The sequence below is a fragment of the Flavobacterium nitrogenifigens genome, from assembly GCF_003254565.1.
Classification (GTDB): Bacteria; Bacteroidota; Bacteroidia; order Flavobacteriales; family Flavobacteriaceae; genus Flavobacterium; species Flavobacterium nitrogenifigens.
The window spans coordinates 136,243-154,456 of the sequence record NZ_QJRI01000173.1 but is presented as its reverse complement, the minus strand read 5'-3'; the positions used below and the strand labels follow the sequence as shown (position 1 = coordinate 154,456).

Here is an 18,214-nt window from a genome sequence, read left to right as displayed (position 1 = left end):
GTGTTCAGTATTCAGTTAGCAAGTGTTCAGTGATGTAAATTGTAACTAAGCAAATCGAAACTGATCACTAAAAACCTGACCACTGACCACTAAAAAAATGTGCAGATACGCCATGACACCTTATAAACCTCATTATGCTTGTTTTAATTGTCGAAAGACCTTTAAAAGAAGATTGATGGTTGATATAAAAAAAGGAAAAGCATCGGTTTTTGAAGCCAAATGTCCGCAATGCGGGGAGTTTATGGCTAATATGGGACTGGATTTTGAATCGCCTAAAAAAGACGATGTCAAAATGTGGGAACATATTAAAAGTTTATTTTCTGTTGGTCTTACATTTCACTCTTGCGGTTGCAGTGGACCAGGGTATATCCCGAATTCAAAAGAAAAACTAGTAGAGTATTTTGAAGGCATAAAAAAGACCTATTTTAAAAATATGGATTTTTGGCGCACCAGAATTGAACCCACAAATAAACAAGAAAGAGAACGAGATTTAAATAAGAACTGGCATAAATTAAGCAGTATTTCTCCTAAATACAAAAAGGAAATCGTAACCAATCAAGAAGGATTAGATTATTGGCATGTAAAGATTAAACAAATTGAAGAAAAGTTAAATCTGATAAAATAATTTAAGGAAAACCGAAAACTGCGACTGTGACCGCACAGTTTCAACTAAAAACACTAAATTTGTACTCTCAATTATCGAAGGAAAATGATAGATAAGATAAAACAGCACATAGAGGAAGCTAAAGCCTTTAATGAGAAAAATAAAGAATCGTTAGAACAATTCCGTATTAAATATTTAGGAAGTAAAGGTTTGCTGAAAGAACTTTTTACTGAATTTAAAAATATTCCGAATGACCAGAAAAAGGATTTCGGACAAGTAATCAATACTTTAAAATCGGTTGCTGAAGAAAAAGTTAGAGTTATTCAGGAAGAGCTGGAAAGCAAAGAAGAGTCTAAAGGCATTTTTGGAGATTTAACGCGTGCTGCAGAACCAGTAATTATTGGTTCGCGCCACCCAATTTCTATCGTTAAAAATCAGATTATAGATATTTTTGCCAATATCGGATTCAACGTTTCTGAAGGACCAGAAATTGAAGATGACTGGCATAACTTTACAGCATTAAACTTACCAGAATATCACCCAGCACGTGATATGCAAGATACGTTTTTCATTCAGACCAATCCTGATGTGTTGTTGCGTACGCATACATCATCTGTTCAGGTGCGTTATATGGAAAATCATAAACCGCCAATTCGTACGATTTCTCCAGGACGCGTTTTCCGTAATGAAGCTATTTCATCTCGTTCGCACTGTATTTTCCATCAAGTGGAAGGATTATACATTGACAAAGATGTGTCTTTTGCTGATTTGAAACAAACATTGCTTTATTTCACAAAAGAAATGTTCGGAAAATCTAAGATTCGTCTTCGTCCGTCATATTTCCCATTTACAGAGCCAAGTGCTGAAATTGATATTTATTGGGGACTAAAAACAGAAACTGATTACCGTATCACAAAAGGAACAGGCTGGTTGGAAATTGGAGGTTGCGGAATGGTTGATCCAAACGTTTTGAAAAACTGTGATATCAATCCAGATGAATACAACGGTTTTGCTTTCGGAATGGGAGTAGAGCGTATTGCAATGCTTTTATACCAAATTGGAGATATTCGTATGTTCTACGAAAATGATGTTCGTTTCTTAGAGCAGTTTAAAGCAAATATTTAATTTAAGTCATAAAGTTGTAAAGTCGAAAGTCAAAAGTCTCAGAGTGATGGCTTTTGACTTTCGACTTTCGACTTTAAAATTTTTGACTCATATGAAAAAAGATATAATAATTCCAGAAGTTGAAAATGTATTTCTTGCAGCAGTGCAGGAATGGAGCGACGATTTTATGGAAAAAGTATGGTACGCTTACTTGGTTAATGATAGTGATTTTAACTTAGATAGCGTAATGGTAGTTTCAAAAGCTTTTGGAACTATTGATGGAGAAATGAAAAAAACTTCCATTCTGCGTCATGCGTTTGTTGAGGTTCCTTCTGTTTCTGTTGTGAAGATAGAATTGGTAGAAAAAAGCCTTTTAGCGCTTAATAATGAATTTATGGTAACTTTCTTCATCGGAAATACTTTATACGATAAGAAGTTTATTTTTAAAGCCAATTCGCTTGACGAAAACAATACGGAAGAAGTGCCGATTTTGTTTGTTGAAGGGATTATGGTGAAATAGTATTCAGTGGTCAGTTTTTTAGTGATCAGGCTCAGTATTCAGTTTAAAATTGAAATTAAGCATAAAATAAAAAAGTCCGAAAAATATTTTTTTCGGACTTTTTTATTTTGCTTTAACTGATCACTAAAAAACTGACCACTGAATACTTAATCCAAAGACTCAGTCAATTTCTTGAAAACTGTTTTAGCGTCTTTTCCTTCGTAAAGTACAGCATAAACGGCATCTATAATTGGAGTTTTAGCACCATAACCTTGATTTAGTTTATAAGCACTTTTTGTAGCGTAATACCCTTCGGCAACCATGCTCATTTCCATCATCGCGCTTTTTACAGTATATCCTTTTCCGATCATATTTCCGAACATTCTATTTCTAGAGAAAACGGAATATCCTGTAACCAGTAAATCTCCCAAATAAGCCGAATCGTTAATGTTACGTTTCATTTTATGCACTTTTCTAATGAACTTTTTCATTTCGCGAATAGCATTACTCATTAAAACCGATTGGAAGTTGTCTCCATAACCTAGACCATGTGCAATTCCGGCTGCGATAGAATAAATGTTTTTTAGCATTGCGGCATATTCAGTTCCGATAATGTCGTCTGAAATTTTGGCTTTGATATAATTTCCTGAAAGAGTTTTTGCTACAGTACAAGCTTTTTCTGGATCACCACAGGCAATTGTTAGGTAAGAAAGTCTTTCTAAGGCAACTTCCTCTGCGTGACAAGGTCCTGTAATAACTCCAATGTTGTAATATGGAATGTCGTATTGAATATGGAAATGTTCGCCCACAATTAAACTCGTTTCTGGAACAATTCCTTTAATAGCAGAAAAAATGATTTTATCGGCTAGAGAAACCGTCATGTTTTTTAATTCGGCATCTAAGAAAGCTGAAGGAATAGCAAAAATGATGTAATCTGCATATTCAATCGCTTCGTTTATGTTGCTTGTCAATTTAAGCTTGTTGGTATCAAATTCAACAGAACTTAAATAGTTGGGATTGTGTTTGTATTTCTGAAGATGTTCAATTGCAGACTCATTACGCATATACCACGCAATTTCCGAAAGATTCACACATAACATTTTGGCAATTGCCGTTGCCCAACTTCCTCCTCCAATTACTGCAAATTTTAACTTTTCGCTCATTATTTTATTAATTTGAAACAAAAGTACTTAATAATGTGCTAATAAAGCAAAATCTGCTTTAAGAAATTTGGCAAACCTCTTTAATTGCAATGACTTTCAAGAAGTTTAAGCGTAAAATATTTTTTTTAAATGCGATACAATAAAAAATAATCACCTTCCGTTATAATAGTTTATAAATTAGAATTTTAATGAATTTAAAAAAAATTGAGTTAGTTAGTTTTGTTTTAGTATTTTGAAAAGGCGTTCCTAAACTTGTTAAGAACGCCTTTTTTATTAGTTGGCAGTGTTCAGTTTTTTAGTGCTCACTATTTGTTTTGATTGACCACCAAAAACCTGATTACTGATTACTTAATAACTAAGCTCAACAATAGATCTTACTTTGTCTAAAGTTACCAATTGATTTTCTCCTAAACCTTTCCAGCCTCTTTCTTCAAAACGATTTACGATAAAATCTGCTGTGTTAGAATAGTCTTCGGTGTATTGAGAAAGTTTAGTGTCCATTCCCATTGTATGGAAAAATTCAACCGTTTTGTTGATGGCTTCTTTTGCTACTTCTTCGTCAGAACCTGTTAAATTGAAGATTCTTCTTCCGTATTGTGCTAATTTCGCTTTTTTAGTTTCAAACATTACATGGTACAAACTTGGCCCAATTATCGCCAAAGTTCTAGCATGATCAATTTCGTAAAGCGCTGTCAATTCGTGGCCAATCATGTGCGTTGCCCAATCGCTTGGAACTCCTTTCTGAATCAATCCGTTTAAAGCCATTGTACAGCTCCACATAAAATTGGAAGCCAAAGTATAATCGGTTGGGTTTTGTACAACGCCAGGGCCAACTTCAATTAACGTTTGTAAAATTCCTTCAGCAATTCTATCTTGAAGAAAAGCATCGGTTGGATACGTTAAATATTGCTCCATAACGTGTGTGTAAGCATCTACAACACCATTTTCTATTTGTCTTTTTGGTAAAGAAGAAATTACAGTAGGGTCGCAAATAGAGAATTTCGGAAACAAAGCACTTCCGCCAGAAGATAACTTTTCTTGAGTTGATTCGATTGTTACCACGTATCCAGAATTCATTTCGCTTCCTGTTGCTGGTAGTGTTAAAACAGTTCCAAACGGCATTGCATTTTCTTTAATCAAAATTCTTTTTTGAAGAATGTCAATCGGATTGCCTTCAAAATGAACTGCGCCCGAAATAAATTTCACGCCATCAATTACAGATCCGCCACCAACGGCCAAAATAAAATCGATTTTTTCTGCTTTGATCACATCAACAGCTTTCATTAAAGTTTCAAATCTCGGATTTGGTTCGATTCCGCCAAATTCCACAATTTCAAAACCTTTTAAGTTAGCAATTACTTGATCGTAAATTCCATTTTTGAAAATACTTCCACCACCATAAGCCAAAAGAATTTTAGCATCTTTTGGCACTAAAGTCGAAAGTTTTTCAATTTGTCCTTTTCCGAAAACTAAATTCGTCGGATTGTATAATTCAAAGTTTAGCATTTTTTTTAAGGTTCTAAGCTGCTAAGCTGCTAAGTTTTTTTATTTGTACTTATCTGTAGCCTAGCACATTGTTGTTTGTTTAATTTTTAATAGTAATGAAATAAGAGATTGAGTTTTTAAGCAACTAAAAGAAATCTTAGAACCTTAGCATCTCAGTCCCTTAGTCCTTTTTTAATTCAATTTCTTTAATAATTTATCGGCTACTAATTTAGACGATGCTGGATTTTGACCTGTAATCAAAAGCCCGTCTTCAACAGCGTAAGGTTGCCAGTTTGGTCCTTTAGAAAAAATTCCGCCGTTTGAAGCTAAAGCATCTTCCAATAAAAACGGAACTACTTTAGTTAAACCAACCGCTTCTTCTTCGTCATTTGTAAATCCGGTTATTTTTTTACCTTTTACTAAATATTCGCCGTTTACTTTTACATTTTTTAAAACGGCAGGAGCGTGACAAACAAACGCTACCGGTTTATTGTGGGTGTAAAAAGATTCGATTAAAGCAATAGAATTTCTATCTTGGACTAAATCCCAAAGCGGACCGTGGCCTCCTGGATAAAATACAGCATCGTAATCTTTTTGGTTTACTGTCGAAAGTTTTAAAGTGTTTTTTAGTTTTTCCTGTAAAACCTTATCAGCGTCAAAACGTTTTGTGTCTTCAGTTGCCGAAGCTGGATCGGCACTTTTTGGATCAATTGGTGGTTGGCCTCCAAGCGGAGACGCAATTGTAATTTCTACTCCTTGATCTAATAATTCATAATATGGTGCAGCAAATTCTTCTGACCAGAATCCTGTTTTTTCTCCTGTATTGCCCAGTTTGTCATTGCTGGTAACAACAAATAATACCTTTTTCATACTCTTCTTGTTTGATTTTTGAGCCTCAGCTGAAATGCTTACAGCTGTAAATGCAGTTATTGCGAATAGTGCTATTTTCTTCATAATATTAAATTTTGAACAAATTTACGTCGAATGTGATATCAGTAAAAATAAAATAAACTATGTTTGTTATAAATAAATTTATGTCATGGTAAATCTAGAATGGTACAGAACTTTTAAGGCAGTTTACAAAAACGGTAATTTTTCAGTGGCTGCGAAGGAATTATTTATGAGTCAGCCTGCGGTTAGTCAGCAGATTTCAATGCTTGAGGCGCACGTCGGAAATAAATTATTTAACCGGAAATCAAAAGGCGTTGAACCAACCGAATACGCTAAGTTACTGAATAATTTGATTATAGACGCTCTTGACAGGCTCGAAAGTGTCGAAACCAGTTTCAGAGCTAAAGCAGAAGATGCTAATCGATTAATTTCTGTTGGAATCTCGAAACATCTTTTTGACTGTGTTGGCAATCTTTTAATTTCAAAGTTTGATTTAATTGATTTTACTTTTGCAGAAAACGACGAACTTTTTGCCTTAGTTGATGCTAAAAAACTTGACTTTGCCATTACAACCAAAAGATTTGACACTTTTGATACGACTTATGAAATTGTTGGAAAAATCAAACTGATTTTAGTTGCTCCAATAAGTTTAGATATAACAGAGTTTCGTCAGAAATTAAAATCAGATAATTTTACTGAAATTGAACAATGGCTGAATGCACAAAAATGGTATAGTCACGATGCACGCATTCCACACATAAAATTATTCTGGTTGCATGCTTTTAATAAAAAAAGGCCATCGATGGTTCCTAATTACATTATACCTTCAGAATCTGAAATGTTGAGACTTTTGGCTAAAAATGAAGGAATAGCCGCAACTTGGAATTGCAACGCAAGACATTACATTAAAGAAAATAAACTGCAGTTAGTTTGGAATAGCTTTCATGTTCCAGAAGAGTTTGTGTATTTATTGGCGCCAAAAAATAATAATGTAAAGTCGTTTTTTGATATTATTGAGAAGGAGTTAAAACTGTTTTTTGGAAATAGATTATGATTTCGATCATTTGTTCTTATAGCATAAAAGACTAATTTTGATATATAAACCACTAAAAATTTCCGATTATGAAAAAGATTATGCCTATTTTGATGTTTCCTATGCTCTTTTTTGCAATTATTTCTTGCAGTAAAAGTGACGATGAAGCAATTGTAGATTGTTTTGGAGACTCAATATTAACAGAATTAAAGCATTCGGCAGATGGAACAAATTCGAAAATAATTAACTACTCCATAAAATACAGTGGTAGCAATACAGTAGCTTCTGTTAAATGGACTTTTGGCGATGGAAAAACAGAAACCATAAATACTTCGACCGGAGCTGTATCACATACTTATAGTACCGCGGGAACTTTTGAAGTAAAAGCTGATGTAACGCTAAAAAAAGATGGCGGAAGTTGTACTGTTAGTCCAAAGAAAAGTGTAACGGTCAACTAAAATACCGCTTGTAAAAATAGTAATGAGGGCCAACTTTGTAATTTATTGCGCAAGCATAGATTACAAAGTTGGTCCTCATTCGTTATATTTGTTTGATAGGATTTAGGATTATGGAAAAATTACAAAATATTAGAATTGCTGTAGATGCGATTGTTTTTGGATACAAGAATAATGATTTATATGTACTATTGATTGAGCAGAAATTTGGTTCAGCGGATAGATATTGGGCATTGCCTGGTGGTTTGGTTCAAAATGATGAATCTTTAAGTGACGCTGTTATTCGCGAATTGCATGAAGAAACCAATGTACAATTGACTTTTATGGAACAATTGTACACTTTTGGCGATGATATCCATAGAGATTCCAGAAATCGTGTGATTTCAGTAGCGTATTATGCTTTAGTTGATGCTTCGAATTTGGAAATTAAAGCTGATACAGATGCCGAACGAGTACAGTGGTTTAAGATAGATGAAATTCCACCTTTGGCATTCGACCATAATTTGATCTTAGAAAAAGGAATAGAAAGGCTTAAAGCCAAATTGACATACGAACCAATTGGTTTCGATTTACTTCCAGAAGAATTCTTGTTTTCAGATCTTGAAAACCTTTACTGCACGATTTTAGAAAAAGAAATAGACCGCAGAAACTTCAGAAAAAAAATACTCAGCTATGGTATTTTAGAAGAAACAGAAAAATTTTCGCCAATTAAAACAGGACGTCCGGCAAAGCTTTTTAAGTTTAATAAATTGAAATATAATGAGTTAATTGATAAAGGCTTTCACTTCGAAATAAAGTTTGCGTAATTTTTACACAAAATAAATTGTTTATTTAAAATTTAATTCTACATTTGCGTATAATTAACGCAAAATAAAAAACCATGATACTAAATCTCGACCCAAAATTCGCTCCATTTCAAAATCAGGAAGAAATCAAATTTCAAAGTTTTACATTTTCTGGTGGAGAACCACACATTAAAATTGCTCCAGATTTTGATGCCAATAGAAAAGTAACCATTACACATAGATTAAATTCATTCAACGATTTAGGTTTATTATGCGTTACAGTAGATGCGTTACGCAGAATGGATGTGAAGATTATCGATCTTTTTATTCCGTACTTTCCAGCTGCTAGACAAGATCGTGTTATGATTCCTGGCGAACCGCTATCTGTAAAAGTGTATGCTGATATTATAAATGCAATGCAGCTGAACAAAGTTTTTGTTTTTGATGCCCACTCTGAGGTTACTCCAGCTTTGTTGAATAATAGTACAGTGATTCCGAATTATACTTTTATAAAAGCAGTTTTAGAAAACATTGGAAATGATGTAAAACTAATTTCTCCAGATGGAGGCGCTTTGAAAAAAATCTACAAAGTATCTGAGTTTTTAGGCGGAGTTGAAGTGGTAGAATGCAGTAAAAGCCGAGATGTTAAAACAGGAAAACTATCTGGTTTTAAAGTGTATGAAGATGATTTGCAAGGAATGGATTGTTTAATTGTGGATGATATCTGCGATGGAGGAGGAACTTTCGTAGGATTAGCTGAAGAATTAAAAAAGAAAAATGCCGGAAAATTATACTTATCTGTAAGCCACGGAATTTTCAATAAAGGTTTTGAAGTTTTAAACTGCTTCGATGGAATTTTTACCACAAACTCTTTTAAAGATTTTGAAGGTGATAGTGTTCAAGTGATTGGATTAGATCAATTAGTTTAAATGTTTCAAGTCCTCTGTGTAACGTAAACCTGAAACAAAAAAAAGCTAACTGTTTCAAGTTAAAAACAGTTTTCAAGTTCAGTGAAAAACCTGAAACTTTAAACTTGAAACAAAAAACAAAGAAAATGAAATACAATATAGATACTATAGCTCCAGAAAGTAAATTTTTACTTTTCTGGGGACATCAGCCAAGCAAAGACGGAATGATTACCAAAACCTGTTTCAGCCAATGGTGGTTAAGCTCTTTTGAAGTTAATGGTGTGACTTACAAAACAGCCGAACATTGGATGATGGCAAAAAAGGCTGAATTGTTTAAGGATCAGGAAATTTTAGAAAAAATCATAAAATGCAATTCACCTGCCGAAGCCAAAAAATTAGGCCGTAAAGTGAGAAACTACGATGATAAAATCTGGTTAGAAAACCGATTTGAAATCGTAAAAGAAGGGAACTTTCACAAATTCGACCAAAATAAAGAATTGAAAACCTTTCTTTTAAGCACAAACGATAGAGTGATTGTAGAAGCAAGTCCCGTAGATCCAATTTGGGGAATTGGAATGGCAAGCGATCATACAGAGGCGTTAAATCCTGAGAAGTGGAAAGGTTTGAATCTTTTAGGTTTTGCTTTGATGGAGGTTAGGGATGAATTGAGATAAAACTTGGAAAATGAAAATTGAACTTCTTAAAGCGGATATAACAGAAATTCAGGTTGATGCGATTGTCAATGCTGCCAATACTTCGTTATTGGGCGGAGGCGGAGTTGATGGAGCGATTCACAGAAAAGGAGGAAAAGCAATTTTAGAGGAATGTGTCCAAATTAGAAATAAGCAGGGAGGATGTAAAACAGGTGAAGCCGTTATAACAACAGCGGGAAATCTACCTTCAAAATATGTTATTCATACAGTCGGACCAGTTTGGAATGGAGATAAAGAAGAAAAATCTAAGTTACTAGCTGATTGCTATACAAATAGTTTGAATCTAGCCACTCAAAATGGAATTAAATCTATTGCTTTTCCGAATATAAGTACTGGAATTTATCATTTTCCAAAAGATAAAGCCGCAGAAATCGCAGTAAGAACTGTAAAAGATTTCGATAAATCAAATGAAATAGAAAAGGTAATATTTGTCTGTTTCGATGATGAAAATTACAAGATTTACAAAAGCCTTTTGTAGATGTTCCATCGGAACATTTCGTAGGTAGAAAAAAAATAATCATGAATGAAAATATAGCAAAGAGCGTCAGCAAATTTTTGAGTTTGGTGCTCAGACATTCGCCAGAAAAAATCGGATTAAAATTAGACGAAAACGGTTGGGCAGATGTCAATGAATTAATAGAAAAATGTACTAAAAAAGGGAATCGTCTCGATGCCGAACTTTTAGATTACGTAGTCGAAAATAACGATAAAAAGCGTTTCGCTTATAACGAAGATAAAACTAGAATCCGTGCAAGTCAGGGACATTCAATTTCGGTTGAATTGAATTTAGCCGAAACAGAACCTTCAGAATATCTGTATCACGGAACCGTTGGAAAATTCATGGAAAGTATTCAGAAAGAAGGTTTGAAAAAAATGAACCGTCAGCATGTGCATCTTTCCAAAGACAAAGAAACCGCAACAAAAGTGGGAAGTAGAAGAGGAGTTCCACAAATTTTAACCGTTAGAAGCGGTGCCATGTACAGAGACGGATTCAAATTTTATTTGTCTGAAAACAATGTTTGGTTGACAGATGAAGTTCCAGCAAAGTATATCGAGTTTAAATCTTAAATAATCAAACACAACAATTATGATTTTAGAAGCAGCAATAGGCGATGCATACGGAGCAGGTTTTGAGTTTAGGGATTTAGATTTTATTTCTAAAAACAACAATCTGACTCAGTATGATAAACACGGAATGTATACAGAGATTTATAAAAAATATACTGATGATACTCAAATGGCAATTGCGATTTCAGAATTGCTGCTTGAAGATGATAATTGGAACGAGATAAAAGTAGCAGATAAGTTTGTTGAGGTATTTCATAGAGATAAAAGACGCGGTTATTCAGACCGAGTTTACAATGCCTTAGATGCCAGTAAAAATGGCTCCGATTTTATCAAAATAATCGACAATGGAAGCAGCGGAAATGGTTCTGCAATGAGAGCGTATTCAATTGGACATTTAAAAGATATCAAACAAATACTCGAGTTCTGTGAGATTCAGGCGAAAACTTCGCATAATACGGTTGAAGGAATAACCTGTGCTAAACGTATTGCGTTGGCAGTTCATTATTTTAAATATAATCTTGGCGATGGATCTACTTTGACAAATTTTCTGAACGAGACTTTAAAAGAAAATGAAAACTATAGAATAACTTCTCCAATTGATATGCATGGCTATCCAACCACGCAAGCGGTAATTAAAATGGTTTCTGAAGTTGTTTCGATGAAAGATTGCCTAAAAACAGGAATAAGTTACGGCGGAGATACCGATACCGTTGCAGCATTGTCTATGGCAATTTTAAGTCAGAAACAGAATTGTGAGAAGACATTACCATCATTTCTTTACGAAGAATTAGAGAACGATAAATTTGGAAAAGATTTTCTAATAAAACTGGATGTAGCTCTGAATAACAAGTTTAGTTAATCATGAAAAGAACCTTAGTTTTTGGAGACATTCATGGCGGATTAAAAGCTTTAATTCAGTTATTAGAAAGAATTAATTATTCAGAAAAGGACCGATTTATTTTTCTAGGAGATTATGTTGACGGTTGGAGCGAATCGAAACAATTAATTGATTTCCTTATTGATTTATCTCAAAAGCAGGAATGTGTTTTTATAAAAGGAAATCATGATGCCTGGTGTCAGGAATGGTTAGAGAATGATGTTGTAAATGACATTTGGTTTTTGCACGGAGGAAAATCGACTATAGAAAGTTATAAAGGAATTGATTCTTCAGATAAAGAAAAGCATCTTGAATTCTTCAACGGAATGAAAGATTACTTTGTAGACGAAAATAACAATTTGTTTATTCATGCTGGGTTTTCATCTATGCATGGTCCAGAGAAAGAACATTACAAAACCAATTATTCATGGGATAGAACACTTTGGGAAATGGCTTTGACAATGGATAAAAGAATTCAAAAAGATTCGCTTTCATATCCAAAACGATTATTGCTTTTTAATGAAATTTATATCGGTCACACGCCAACATTGCATTATGATGTTGAAATTCCGATGCAAGGTTGCAATGTTTGGAATATTGATACAGGAGCAGGTTTTTATGGTAAATTAACTTGTTTGGATGTTGAAACAAAAGTCTTTTGGCAAAGTGATGCAGTACAGACATTTTATCCAAATGAAAAAGGAAGAAATAAATAGTCATGAAGAAAATTTATAAAGCACCAGAAGAAATTCCCTTGCAAATTGATTTAAAAACCATTTTCTTAGCAGGTTCTATAGAGATGGATAAAGCGGTTGATTGGCAGAAAAAATGCGAAGAATTGCTGCAAGATCAATTTGTTGTTTTTAATCCCAGAAGAAATGAATGGGATAGCAGCTGGTCACAAACCATAGAAAATATTCATTTTAAGGAACAGGTAAATTGGGAACTTGATGCACTTGAAAAAGCAGATATTGTTATCATGTATTTTGCAGAAAATACAATGTCGCCAATATCGTTGCTAGAGTTTGGACTTTATGCGCAATCGAATAAAATGAAAGTAGTTGTTGAAGAGAATTTCTGGCGAAAAGGCAATATAGATATTGTATGCGAAAGATATTCGGTACAACAATTTAAAACATTAGATGAGTTGATTCAAAATTTATTAAATAAAAATATATGAACCCACTATTATTAACCGACGGTTACAAAGTTGACCACAGAAGACAATATCCAGACGGAACAACATTAGTATATTCTAACTGGACTCCTCGTAAATCTAGATTAGAAGAAGTTGATGAAGTTGTGTTTTTCGGATTGCAGTATTTCATCAAAAAATATATTATTCATGACTTTGAAGAGTATTTCTTTAAAAAATCAAAAGAAGAAGTTGTGGCAAAATACGCTCGCAGAATCAATAATTATTTAGGCGAAAACCAAGTTGGAACTAAACATATTGAAGATTTGCATGATTTAGGATATATTCCGATGGTTTTTAAAGCTTTGCCAGAAGGAGCAAGCGTTCCGTTGAGAGTGCCAATGTTTACGATGTATAATACCATTCCAGAGTTTTTCTGGCTGACCAATTATTTCGAAACTTTACTATCTGCTGTAATCTGGCTTCCTTGTAACTCTGCTACAATTGCAAAAGAGTATAGAAAAGTTTTAGATAAATATGCAGATCAGACTTCATCTGTTCCAGAATTTGTAGATTGGCAAGCACACGATTTCTCTATGAGAGGAATGGGCGGAATCGAAGCTGCTGTAACTTCTGCTGCTGGACATTTATTAAACTTCACAGGTTCTGATACTATTCCGGCAATTGATTTCTTAGAAGAATATTACAAAGCCAACTCAGATCAGGAACTGGTTGCGGGTTCAGTTGCAGCAACAGAGCACTCTGTTATGTGTATGGGAACTACGGAAGGCGAATATGAGACTTTTAAAAGATTAATTACTGAAGTTTATCCTAAAGGAATTGTTTCTATCGTTTCTGATACTTGGGATCTATGGAAAGTTTTAACGGATTATCTTCCAAGATTAAGAGAAGATATCGTTTCAAGAGAAGGAAAAGTCGTAATTCGTCCTGATAGTGGTGATCCTGTTGATATTATCTGCGGAAATCCAAACGGAAAAACAGAACAGGAGAAAAAAGGAGTTATCGAATTGCTTTGGGATGTTTTTGGCGGAACAACAAATGCGAAAGGATTCAAAGAATTGGTTCCGCAAATCGGAGCTATTTACGGAGATAGTATTACAGTAGCCAGAGCAACTCAAATCTGCGAAAGATTAAAAGAAAAAGGATTTGCTTCTACCAATGTGGTTTTAGGAATCGGATCTTTTACCTATCAATATAATACCAGAGATACTTTCGGATTTGCGATGAAAGCAACTTATGGAGAAGTAAACGGAGAGGGAAGAGCAATCTTCAAAGACCCAATTACTGATGACGGAACGAAAAAATCTGCTAAAGGATTGATGAAAATTGATTTAATCGACGGTAAGTATCATTTAACTGATAATGTTTCTTGGGAAGAAGAAAAACAAGGTGAATTGAAAGAAGTTTTCAGAGATGGAAAACTTTTGATTGATCAATCGCTGAGTGAAATCAGAACGAGAGTGAAAAGCGAAGTGAGTATCGAAGCTTAATTGTAAAACGAAAGCCTGAATTTTAAATTCAGGCTTTTTTTGTGAATTGCCTCCAGTTTTAACTGGAGGGTAAAAATAAAGGCCTTGGTTCGGCTTTAGCCAAAATATCGCAATTTGGCTAAAGCCTCCTCCTTTTGTAAATAAGAAACCTCCAGTTAAAACTGGAGGCAATTCAAATTTGATAATCTTACTTCTTATAAAAATTATTATGATCAATATATTCCCAAACCTTTGGTGGCAATAATGGCTGGATATTTTTGCCTTCTTTAATGCTGTTTCTAATAAAAGTCGAAGAGATTTCTACAATTGGCGCATCGATAACATGAATTTTTGGATGCGATTTTAACTCTACATTTTCAGGTTCATCAGAAATTCTCGGATATACATAAATATCATGATTTTCAAGAATTACTTCGTAGTTTCTCCATTTATGCAGCGTTTTCAAATTGTCTTCACCCATAATTAATGAAAACTCATGAGTTGGATATTTTTCTTGTAAATGAGCTAGTGTGACTACTGTATAGCTTGGTTGAGGTAGTTTAAACTCAATATCCGATGGTTTTATCTTCGGATAATCTTCTGTTGCCAGATAAACCATTTGTAGACGCTGCTGGTCGTCTAATAAAGTAGATTTCTTTTTTAACGGATTATGTGGCGTTACCACCATCCAAATCTGATCTAAATCTGCAAACTCAGCCATGTGATTGGCAATGATCAAATGACCAACATGTATAGGGTTATATGTTCCGAAGTAAAGACCTATTTTCATTTTTTATAGTTTCACAGAGAATCGCTAAGATAGCACAAAGATTCGCAAAGTTTAAAAAACCTTTTGCGAATCTTCGTGTTTGTCTTTGTGAATCTTTGCGTAATAAAATTACTTGTTTACGAACTCTTTCACTAATTGATATGCTTCTTCTTTAGCAGTATCTAAATCGTAGTTTTTGATAATGGTATCAAATTGAGGAGCAGTTGCCAATTCAACAGAAGCTTTTGCAATACGCATATTGATTTTATCTTCGCTCTCTGTAGAACGCTGTTTTAATCTACGTTTTAATTCGTCAACACTCGGCGGTTTTACGAAAACGGCTAAAGTTTGTTCTGGAAATTTATGTTTAATACGAAGACCGCCGGCAACATCAATGTCAAAAATTACGTTTTTCCCCATTGCCCAGATTCTTTCGATTTCTGCTTTTAAAGTTCCGTAGAAGTTATCGCGATAGACTTCTTCCCATTCTAGGAATTCTTCTGCTTTAATGTGTTTTTTGAATTGTTCCAGCGAAATAAAATAATAATCTTTTCCGTGGACTTCTTCTCCGCGCGGGTCGCGTGAAGCTGCAGAGATTGAAAATTCTAAGTTTAAATCTTCTTTCCCAAGTAAATGCTTTACGATAGTTGTTTTTCCTGAGCCTGAGGGTGCCGAAAAAACAATTAATTTTCCTTTGTTCATTATTGTTGTGCTTTAGGCTTTAAGCAATATGCTTTAAGCTTTAATATTTGTGCGGTATTTTGTTGCCTATAGCCTACTGCTTAAAGCTTATAGCGTTTACAAAACATTCAAAACCTGTTCCTTAATTTTCTCCAATTCATCCTTCATCATTACGACCAATTTCTGCATTTGCGCGTGATTTGATTTAGAACCCATCGTATTGATTTCACGTCCCATTTCTTGAGTGATAAAACCAAGTTTTCTTCCGTTGGCTTCAGAACCGTTTAAAGTTTCTATAAAGTAGTCTAAATGATTTCCTAAACGTACTTTTTCTTCTGTGATATCTAATTTCTCTAAATAGTAGATTAATTCCTGTTCAAAACGGTTTTCGTCTACATTAACTTGCAATTCAGAAATTGCAGTTTGTAAACGGTCTTTAATAGCTTGAATACGCTCTGGGTCTAGTGCCAGTGTATCGTTCATGTACTGGCGAATATTTCCAATTCTTAAATTGAATTCTTTTTCAAGAGATTCTCCTTCGTCTTTACGGAAATTTAAAATATTTTGAAGTGCTTCGTCAATAATTGTCTGAATTTGCTCCCAATCATTTTCGTCGATTTCCTCACGTTCTGTTTTTAATGTGTCTGGCATACGAACGGCCATTTTCATTAATTCAGTTTCGTCGGCATCAGGATTTACTTCTTTCAACTGTGCGATATAATTTTTTACAACAGGTACGTTTACTTTAGTTGAAGTCTGTTCTGCAGTGCTTTCTACATAGATCGCAAAATCAATTTTGCCTCTTTCAAGTTTAGTCGAAATAAGAGTTCGTAAACCAAGTTCCATCTCGCGGTAAACAGATGGCATTCTTACATTCAAATCTAAACCTTTACTGTTTAGGGATTTTACTTCAACGGTAATTTTTTTTGTAGGCAATTGCAAAGAAGCTTTGCCAAACCCTGTCATAGATTGTATCATATAATTGAGTATAAAGGCGCAAAGATAAATAAAAGTTTGCTCTATTTGATTGGAAATTAGTGTTCAGTCGCAGTTTTCAGTTTAACAGAAAAGAAAATAGCTATTTAGCTTAAAGCATTTATTACTTCGGCTACATTTTTTTGGCTGTTGCCGATGTAAATTTTGCCATCAATAATAAAAACTGGGCGACTTAAGAAAGTATAGTGTTCCAAAATGTATTTCTTAAAATCGGCTTCAGTCAAAGATTGATCTTTTAGTCCCATCGATTTGTATAGCTGTGCTTTTCTGCTAAATAATGCTTCGTAACTTCCTGCAAGTTTGTGCATTTCTTCCAATTGTTCTTCTGTAATTGGATCTTGTCTGATGTCTTGAAAGACTAAATTGTTTTCAGGTAAACTTTTGATGATTTTTCTGCAAGTGTCGCAAGACGATAAATAATATATTTTGTTCATTATTTTATGAATTTGTTAGAATGCAAAGAAAATCCATTTGAAACTTAAAAATGACTAATTTTAGAAAAAAAATGTAATTATGAATTCAGTATTTGAAGTACAAAAAACAATTCGAGAAGTTCTTTTGAAAATTTTAGATGGTCATTCATTAGAACAATTGAATAAAATCCCAGACGGATTTAATAATAATTTAATTTGGAATGTTGCACACTGTGTGGCTTCGCAACAAGTGTTGGTTTATAAATTATCAGGTTTGCCTACTATGGTTTCTGAGGAATTTATTGCAAAATACAGAAAAGGAACAAAACCGGAAGGTGATGTTTCGCAAGCAGAGGTTGATGAAATCAGAACGTTATTGTCATCTACATTTTTACAAACGATTAATGATTTTGAGAACAAGATCTTTGTCAATTATACCGAATATGCAACAAGCTTAGGTTATACGCTAAAAAATATTCAAGGGGCTTTAGATTTTAATAATTATCATGAAGGTCTTCACACAGGAGTTGCAATGGCTTTACGAAAATTGGTTTAAATAAAAAAAAACCGCTTTTTAAGCGGTTTTTTTTTATTCGATTATGGTTTCGATGGTAACCTTCATTGCTCCGGCACCTTTATTTTTTGTGATGTCCATAAAAGCTCTTTTAGACAAATCGATTTCACGAGTTTTTACAAATGGACCGCGGTCTGTAATTTTGACGATAACAAATTTGCCATTGGCTTCATTGGTTACTTTTACTCTAGTTCCAAAAGGAAGTTTTTTGTGAGCCGCTGTGTAGCTGTTGTTGTTAAATCGACTTCCGTTAGCAGTTCTTTTTCCATTAAAACGATCAGCATAGTAGGAGGCATGAGCGTTTTTCTTGTATGGTCTAAGTTTTAAACCTTTGTCTGTAAAAACCGAATCCGGTAATGGGATAATAGTTGGTTTTACATTTTTAACAGTATCTTGAATGATTTTAGGTTCTGTTGTAGGTTTGGTCTGGCTTATCATATAGGTAAAGCCGCTAATTAGGGTTAAGGCGATTGTGGCGAATAAAATGTTTTTTTTATTTCTCATGGGTTATTCTTTTTCAGACTTGGGGGGAGTTTGTACAAATAATATGCCGAGATAAAAAAAGCCCTGA

General features: G+C 34.0%; 23 protein-coding genes. 15 read left to right on the top strand and 8 right to left on the bottom strand.

Features of this window, described 5'->3' with window-relative positions; all coding sequences use genetic code 11:
- Positions 1–175: 175 nt before the first annotated feature.
- From DM397_RS10885 to DM397_RS10875, 3 genes are all read left to right on the top strand, one after another.
- On the top strand, positions 176–625 hold the full coding sequence (locus tag DM397_RS10885) for a hypothetical protein (RefSeq protein ID WP_239457839.1): 450 nt from the start codon (positions 176–178) through the stop codon (positions 623–625).
- A gap of 84 nt (positions 626–709) precedes the next feature.
- Positions 710–1,729 (top strand): phenylalanine--tRNA ligase subunit alpha, encoded by a 1,020-nt coding sequence (locus tag DM397_RS10880; RefSeq protein WP_111377554.1) that lies wholly within the window; start codon positions 710–712, stop codon positions 1,727–1,729.
- A gap of 91 nt (positions 1,730–1,820) precedes the next feature.
- On the top strand, positions 1,821–2,228 hold the full coding sequence (locus DM397_RS10875) for a hypothetical protein (protein ID WP_111365565.1): 408 nt from the start codon (positions 1,821–1,823) through the stop codon (positions 2,226–2,228).
- A 146-nt stretch (positions 2,229–2,374) separates the two neighbouring features.
- Here DM397_RS10875 and DM397_RS10870 read toward each other — a convergent pair whose 3' ends face one another.
- From DM397_RS10870 to DM397_RS10860, 3 genes are all read right to left on the bottom strand, one after another.
- Entirely contained in the window at positions 2,375–3,370 is a 996-nt protein-coding gene (locus tag DM397_RS10870; RefSeq protein ID WP_111377553.1) for an NAD(P)H-dependent glycerol-3-phosphate dehydrogenase, read from the bottom strand.
- A gap of 348 nt (positions 3,371–3,718) precedes the next feature.
- A complete protein-coding gene (locus DM397_RS10865) occupies positions 3,719–4,876 on the bottom strand; it encodes an iron-containing alcohol dehydrogenase (RefSeq protein ID WP_111377552.1) in 1,158 nt (385 codons plus the stop codon).
- A 171-nt stretch (positions 4,877–5,047) separates the two neighbouring features.
- Complete coding sequence (locus DM397_RS10860) at positions 5,048–5,809, bottom strand: type 1 glutamine amidotransferase domain-containing protein (protein ID WP_162615479.1); 762 nt, start codon at positions 5,807–5,809, stop codon at positions 5,048–5,050.
- Positions 5,810–5,894: 85 nt separating this feature from the next.
- Between DM397_RS10860 and DM397_RS10855 the strand changes: the two genes are divergently transcribed.
- From DM397_RS10855 to DM397_RS10805, 11 genes are all read left to right on the top strand, one after another.
- On the top strand, positions 5,895–6,800 hold the full coding sequence (locus DM397_RS10855) for a LysR family transcriptional regulator (protein WP_111377551.1): 906 nt from the start codon (positions 5,895–5,897) through the stop codon (positions 6,798–6,800).
- Positions 6,801–6,868: 68 nt separating this feature from the next.
- Complete coding sequence (locus tag DM397_RS10850; RefSeq protein ID WP_111377550.1) at positions 6,869–7,237, top strand: PKD domain-containing protein; 369 nt, start codon at positions 6,869–6,871, stop codon at positions 7,235–7,237.
- A 110-nt stretch (positions 7,238–7,347) separates the two neighbouring features.
- On the top strand, positions 7,348–8,040 hold the full coding sequence (locus DM397_RS10845) for an NUDIX hydrolase (protein WP_111377549.1): 693 nt from the start codon (positions 7,348–7,350) through the stop codon (positions 8,038–8,040).
- A gap of 74 nt (positions 8,041–8,114) precedes the next feature.
- Positions 8,115–8,948: a ribose-phosphate diphosphokinase gene (prs, locus tag DM397_RS10840; protein WP_111377548.1), complete on the top strand. Its 834-nt coding sequence runs from the start codon at positions 8,115–8,117 to the stop codon at positions 8,946–8,948.
- Positions 8,949–9,073: 125 nt separating this feature from the next.
- The gene (locus tag DM397_RS10835; RefSeq protein ID WP_111377601.1) at positions 9,074–9,601 is read left to right on the top strand and encodes an NADAR family protein; all 528 of its coding nucleotides are present in this window, start codon (positions 9,074–9,076) and stop codon (positions 9,599–9,601) included.
- Between the two features lie 10 nt (positions 9,602–9,611).
- On the top strand, positions 9,612–10,118 hold the full coding sequence (locus tag DM397_RS10830; RefSeq protein ID WP_111377547.1) for an O-acetyl-ADP-ribose deacetylase: 507 nt from the start codon (positions 9,612–9,614) through the stop codon (positions 10,116–10,118).
- A 41-nt stretch (positions 10,119–10,159) separates the two neighbouring features.
- Positions 10,160–10,708: an RNA 2'-phosphotransferase gene (locus DM397_RS10825; RefSeq protein ID WP_111377546.1), complete on the top strand. Its 549-nt coding sequence runs from the start codon at positions 10,160–10,162 to the stop codon at positions 10,706–10,708.
- Positions 10,709–10,727: 19 nt separating this feature from the next.
- The gene (locus DM397_RS10820; protein WP_111377545.1) at positions 10,728–11,567 is read left to right on the top strand and encodes an ADP-ribosylglycohydrolase family protein; all 840 of its coding nucleotides are present in this window, start codon (positions 10,728–10,730) and stop codon (positions 11,565–11,567) included.
- A gap of 2 nt (positions 11,568–11,569) precedes the next feature.
- Entirely contained in the window at positions 11,570–12,301 is a 732-nt protein-coding gene (locus DM397_RS10815) for a metallophosphoesterase family protein (protein WP_111377544.1), read from the top strand.
- Positions 12,302–12,303: 2 nt separating this feature from the next.
- The gene (locus DM397_RS10810; RefSeq protein WP_111377543.1) at positions 12,304–12,765 is read left to right on the top strand and encodes a nucleoside 2-deoxyribosyltransferase domain-containing protein; all 462 of its coding nucleotides are present in this window, start codon (positions 12,304–12,306) and stop codon (positions 12,763–12,765) included.
- Positions 12,762–14,231, top strand: a complete 1,470-nt coding sequence (locus DM397_RS10805; protein WP_111377542.1) for a nicotinate phosphoribosyltransferase — start codon at positions 12,762–12,764, stop codon at positions 14,229–14,231. Before DM397_RS10810 ends, DM397_RS10805 begins: the two co-directional genes overlap by 4 nt.
- 187 nt (positions 14,232–14,418) lie before the next feature.
- Here the strand turns inward: DM397_RS10805 and nadD are convergent, their stop codons facing one another.
- The 4 genes from nadD to DM397_RS10785 form a co-directional block, all read right to left on the bottom strand.
- Positions 14,419–15,000 (bottom strand): nicotinate (nicotinamide) nucleotide adenylyltransferase, encoded by a 582-nt coding sequence (gene nadD / locus DM397_RS10800; RefSeq protein WP_111377541.1) that lies wholly within the window; start codon positions 14,998–15,000, stop codon positions 14,419–14,421.
- Positions 15,001–15,108: 108 nt separating this feature from the next.
- Positions 15,109–15,681 (bottom strand): guanylate kinase, encoded by a 573-nt coding sequence (gene gmk / locus DM397_RS10795; protein ID WP_111377540.1) that lies wholly within the window; start codon positions 15,679–15,681, stop codon positions 15,109–15,111.
- 96 nt (positions 15,682–15,777) lie between these two features.
- A complete protein-coding gene (locus tag DM397_RS10790; protein WP_111377539.1) occupies positions 15,778–16,638 on the bottom strand; it encodes a YicC/YloC family endoribonuclease in 861 nt (286 codons plus the stop codon).
- A gap of 104 nt (positions 16,639–16,742) precedes the next feature.
- Positions 16,743–17,090: an arsenate reductase family protein gene (locus tag DM397_RS10785; protein ID WP_111377538.1), complete on the bottom strand. Its 348-nt coding sequence runs from the start codon at positions 17,088–17,090 to the stop codon at positions 16,743–16,745.
- A 79-nt stretch (positions 17,091–17,169) separates the two neighbouring features.
- On the opposite strand from DM397_RS10785, the gene DM397_RS10780 reads away from it, so the two are divergent.
- Positions 17,170–17,625 carry a DinB family protein gene (locus DM397_RS10780; protein ID WP_111377537.1) on the top strand — a complete coding sequence of 152 codons (456 nt, stop codon included), beginning with the start codon at positions 17,170–17,172 and terminating at the stop codon, positions 17,623–17,625.
- Positions 17,626–17,658: 33 nt separating this feature from the next.
- Here DM397_RS10780 and DM397_RS10775 read toward each other — a convergent pair whose 3' ends face one another.
- Positions 17,659–18,147 (bottom strand): septal ring lytic transglycosylase RlpA family protein, encoded by a 489-nt coding sequence (locus DM397_RS10775; protein WP_111377536.1) that lies wholly within the window; start codon positions 18,145–18,147, stop codon positions 17,659–17,661.
- Between the last annotated feature and the right edge of the window lie 67 nt (positions 18,148–18,214).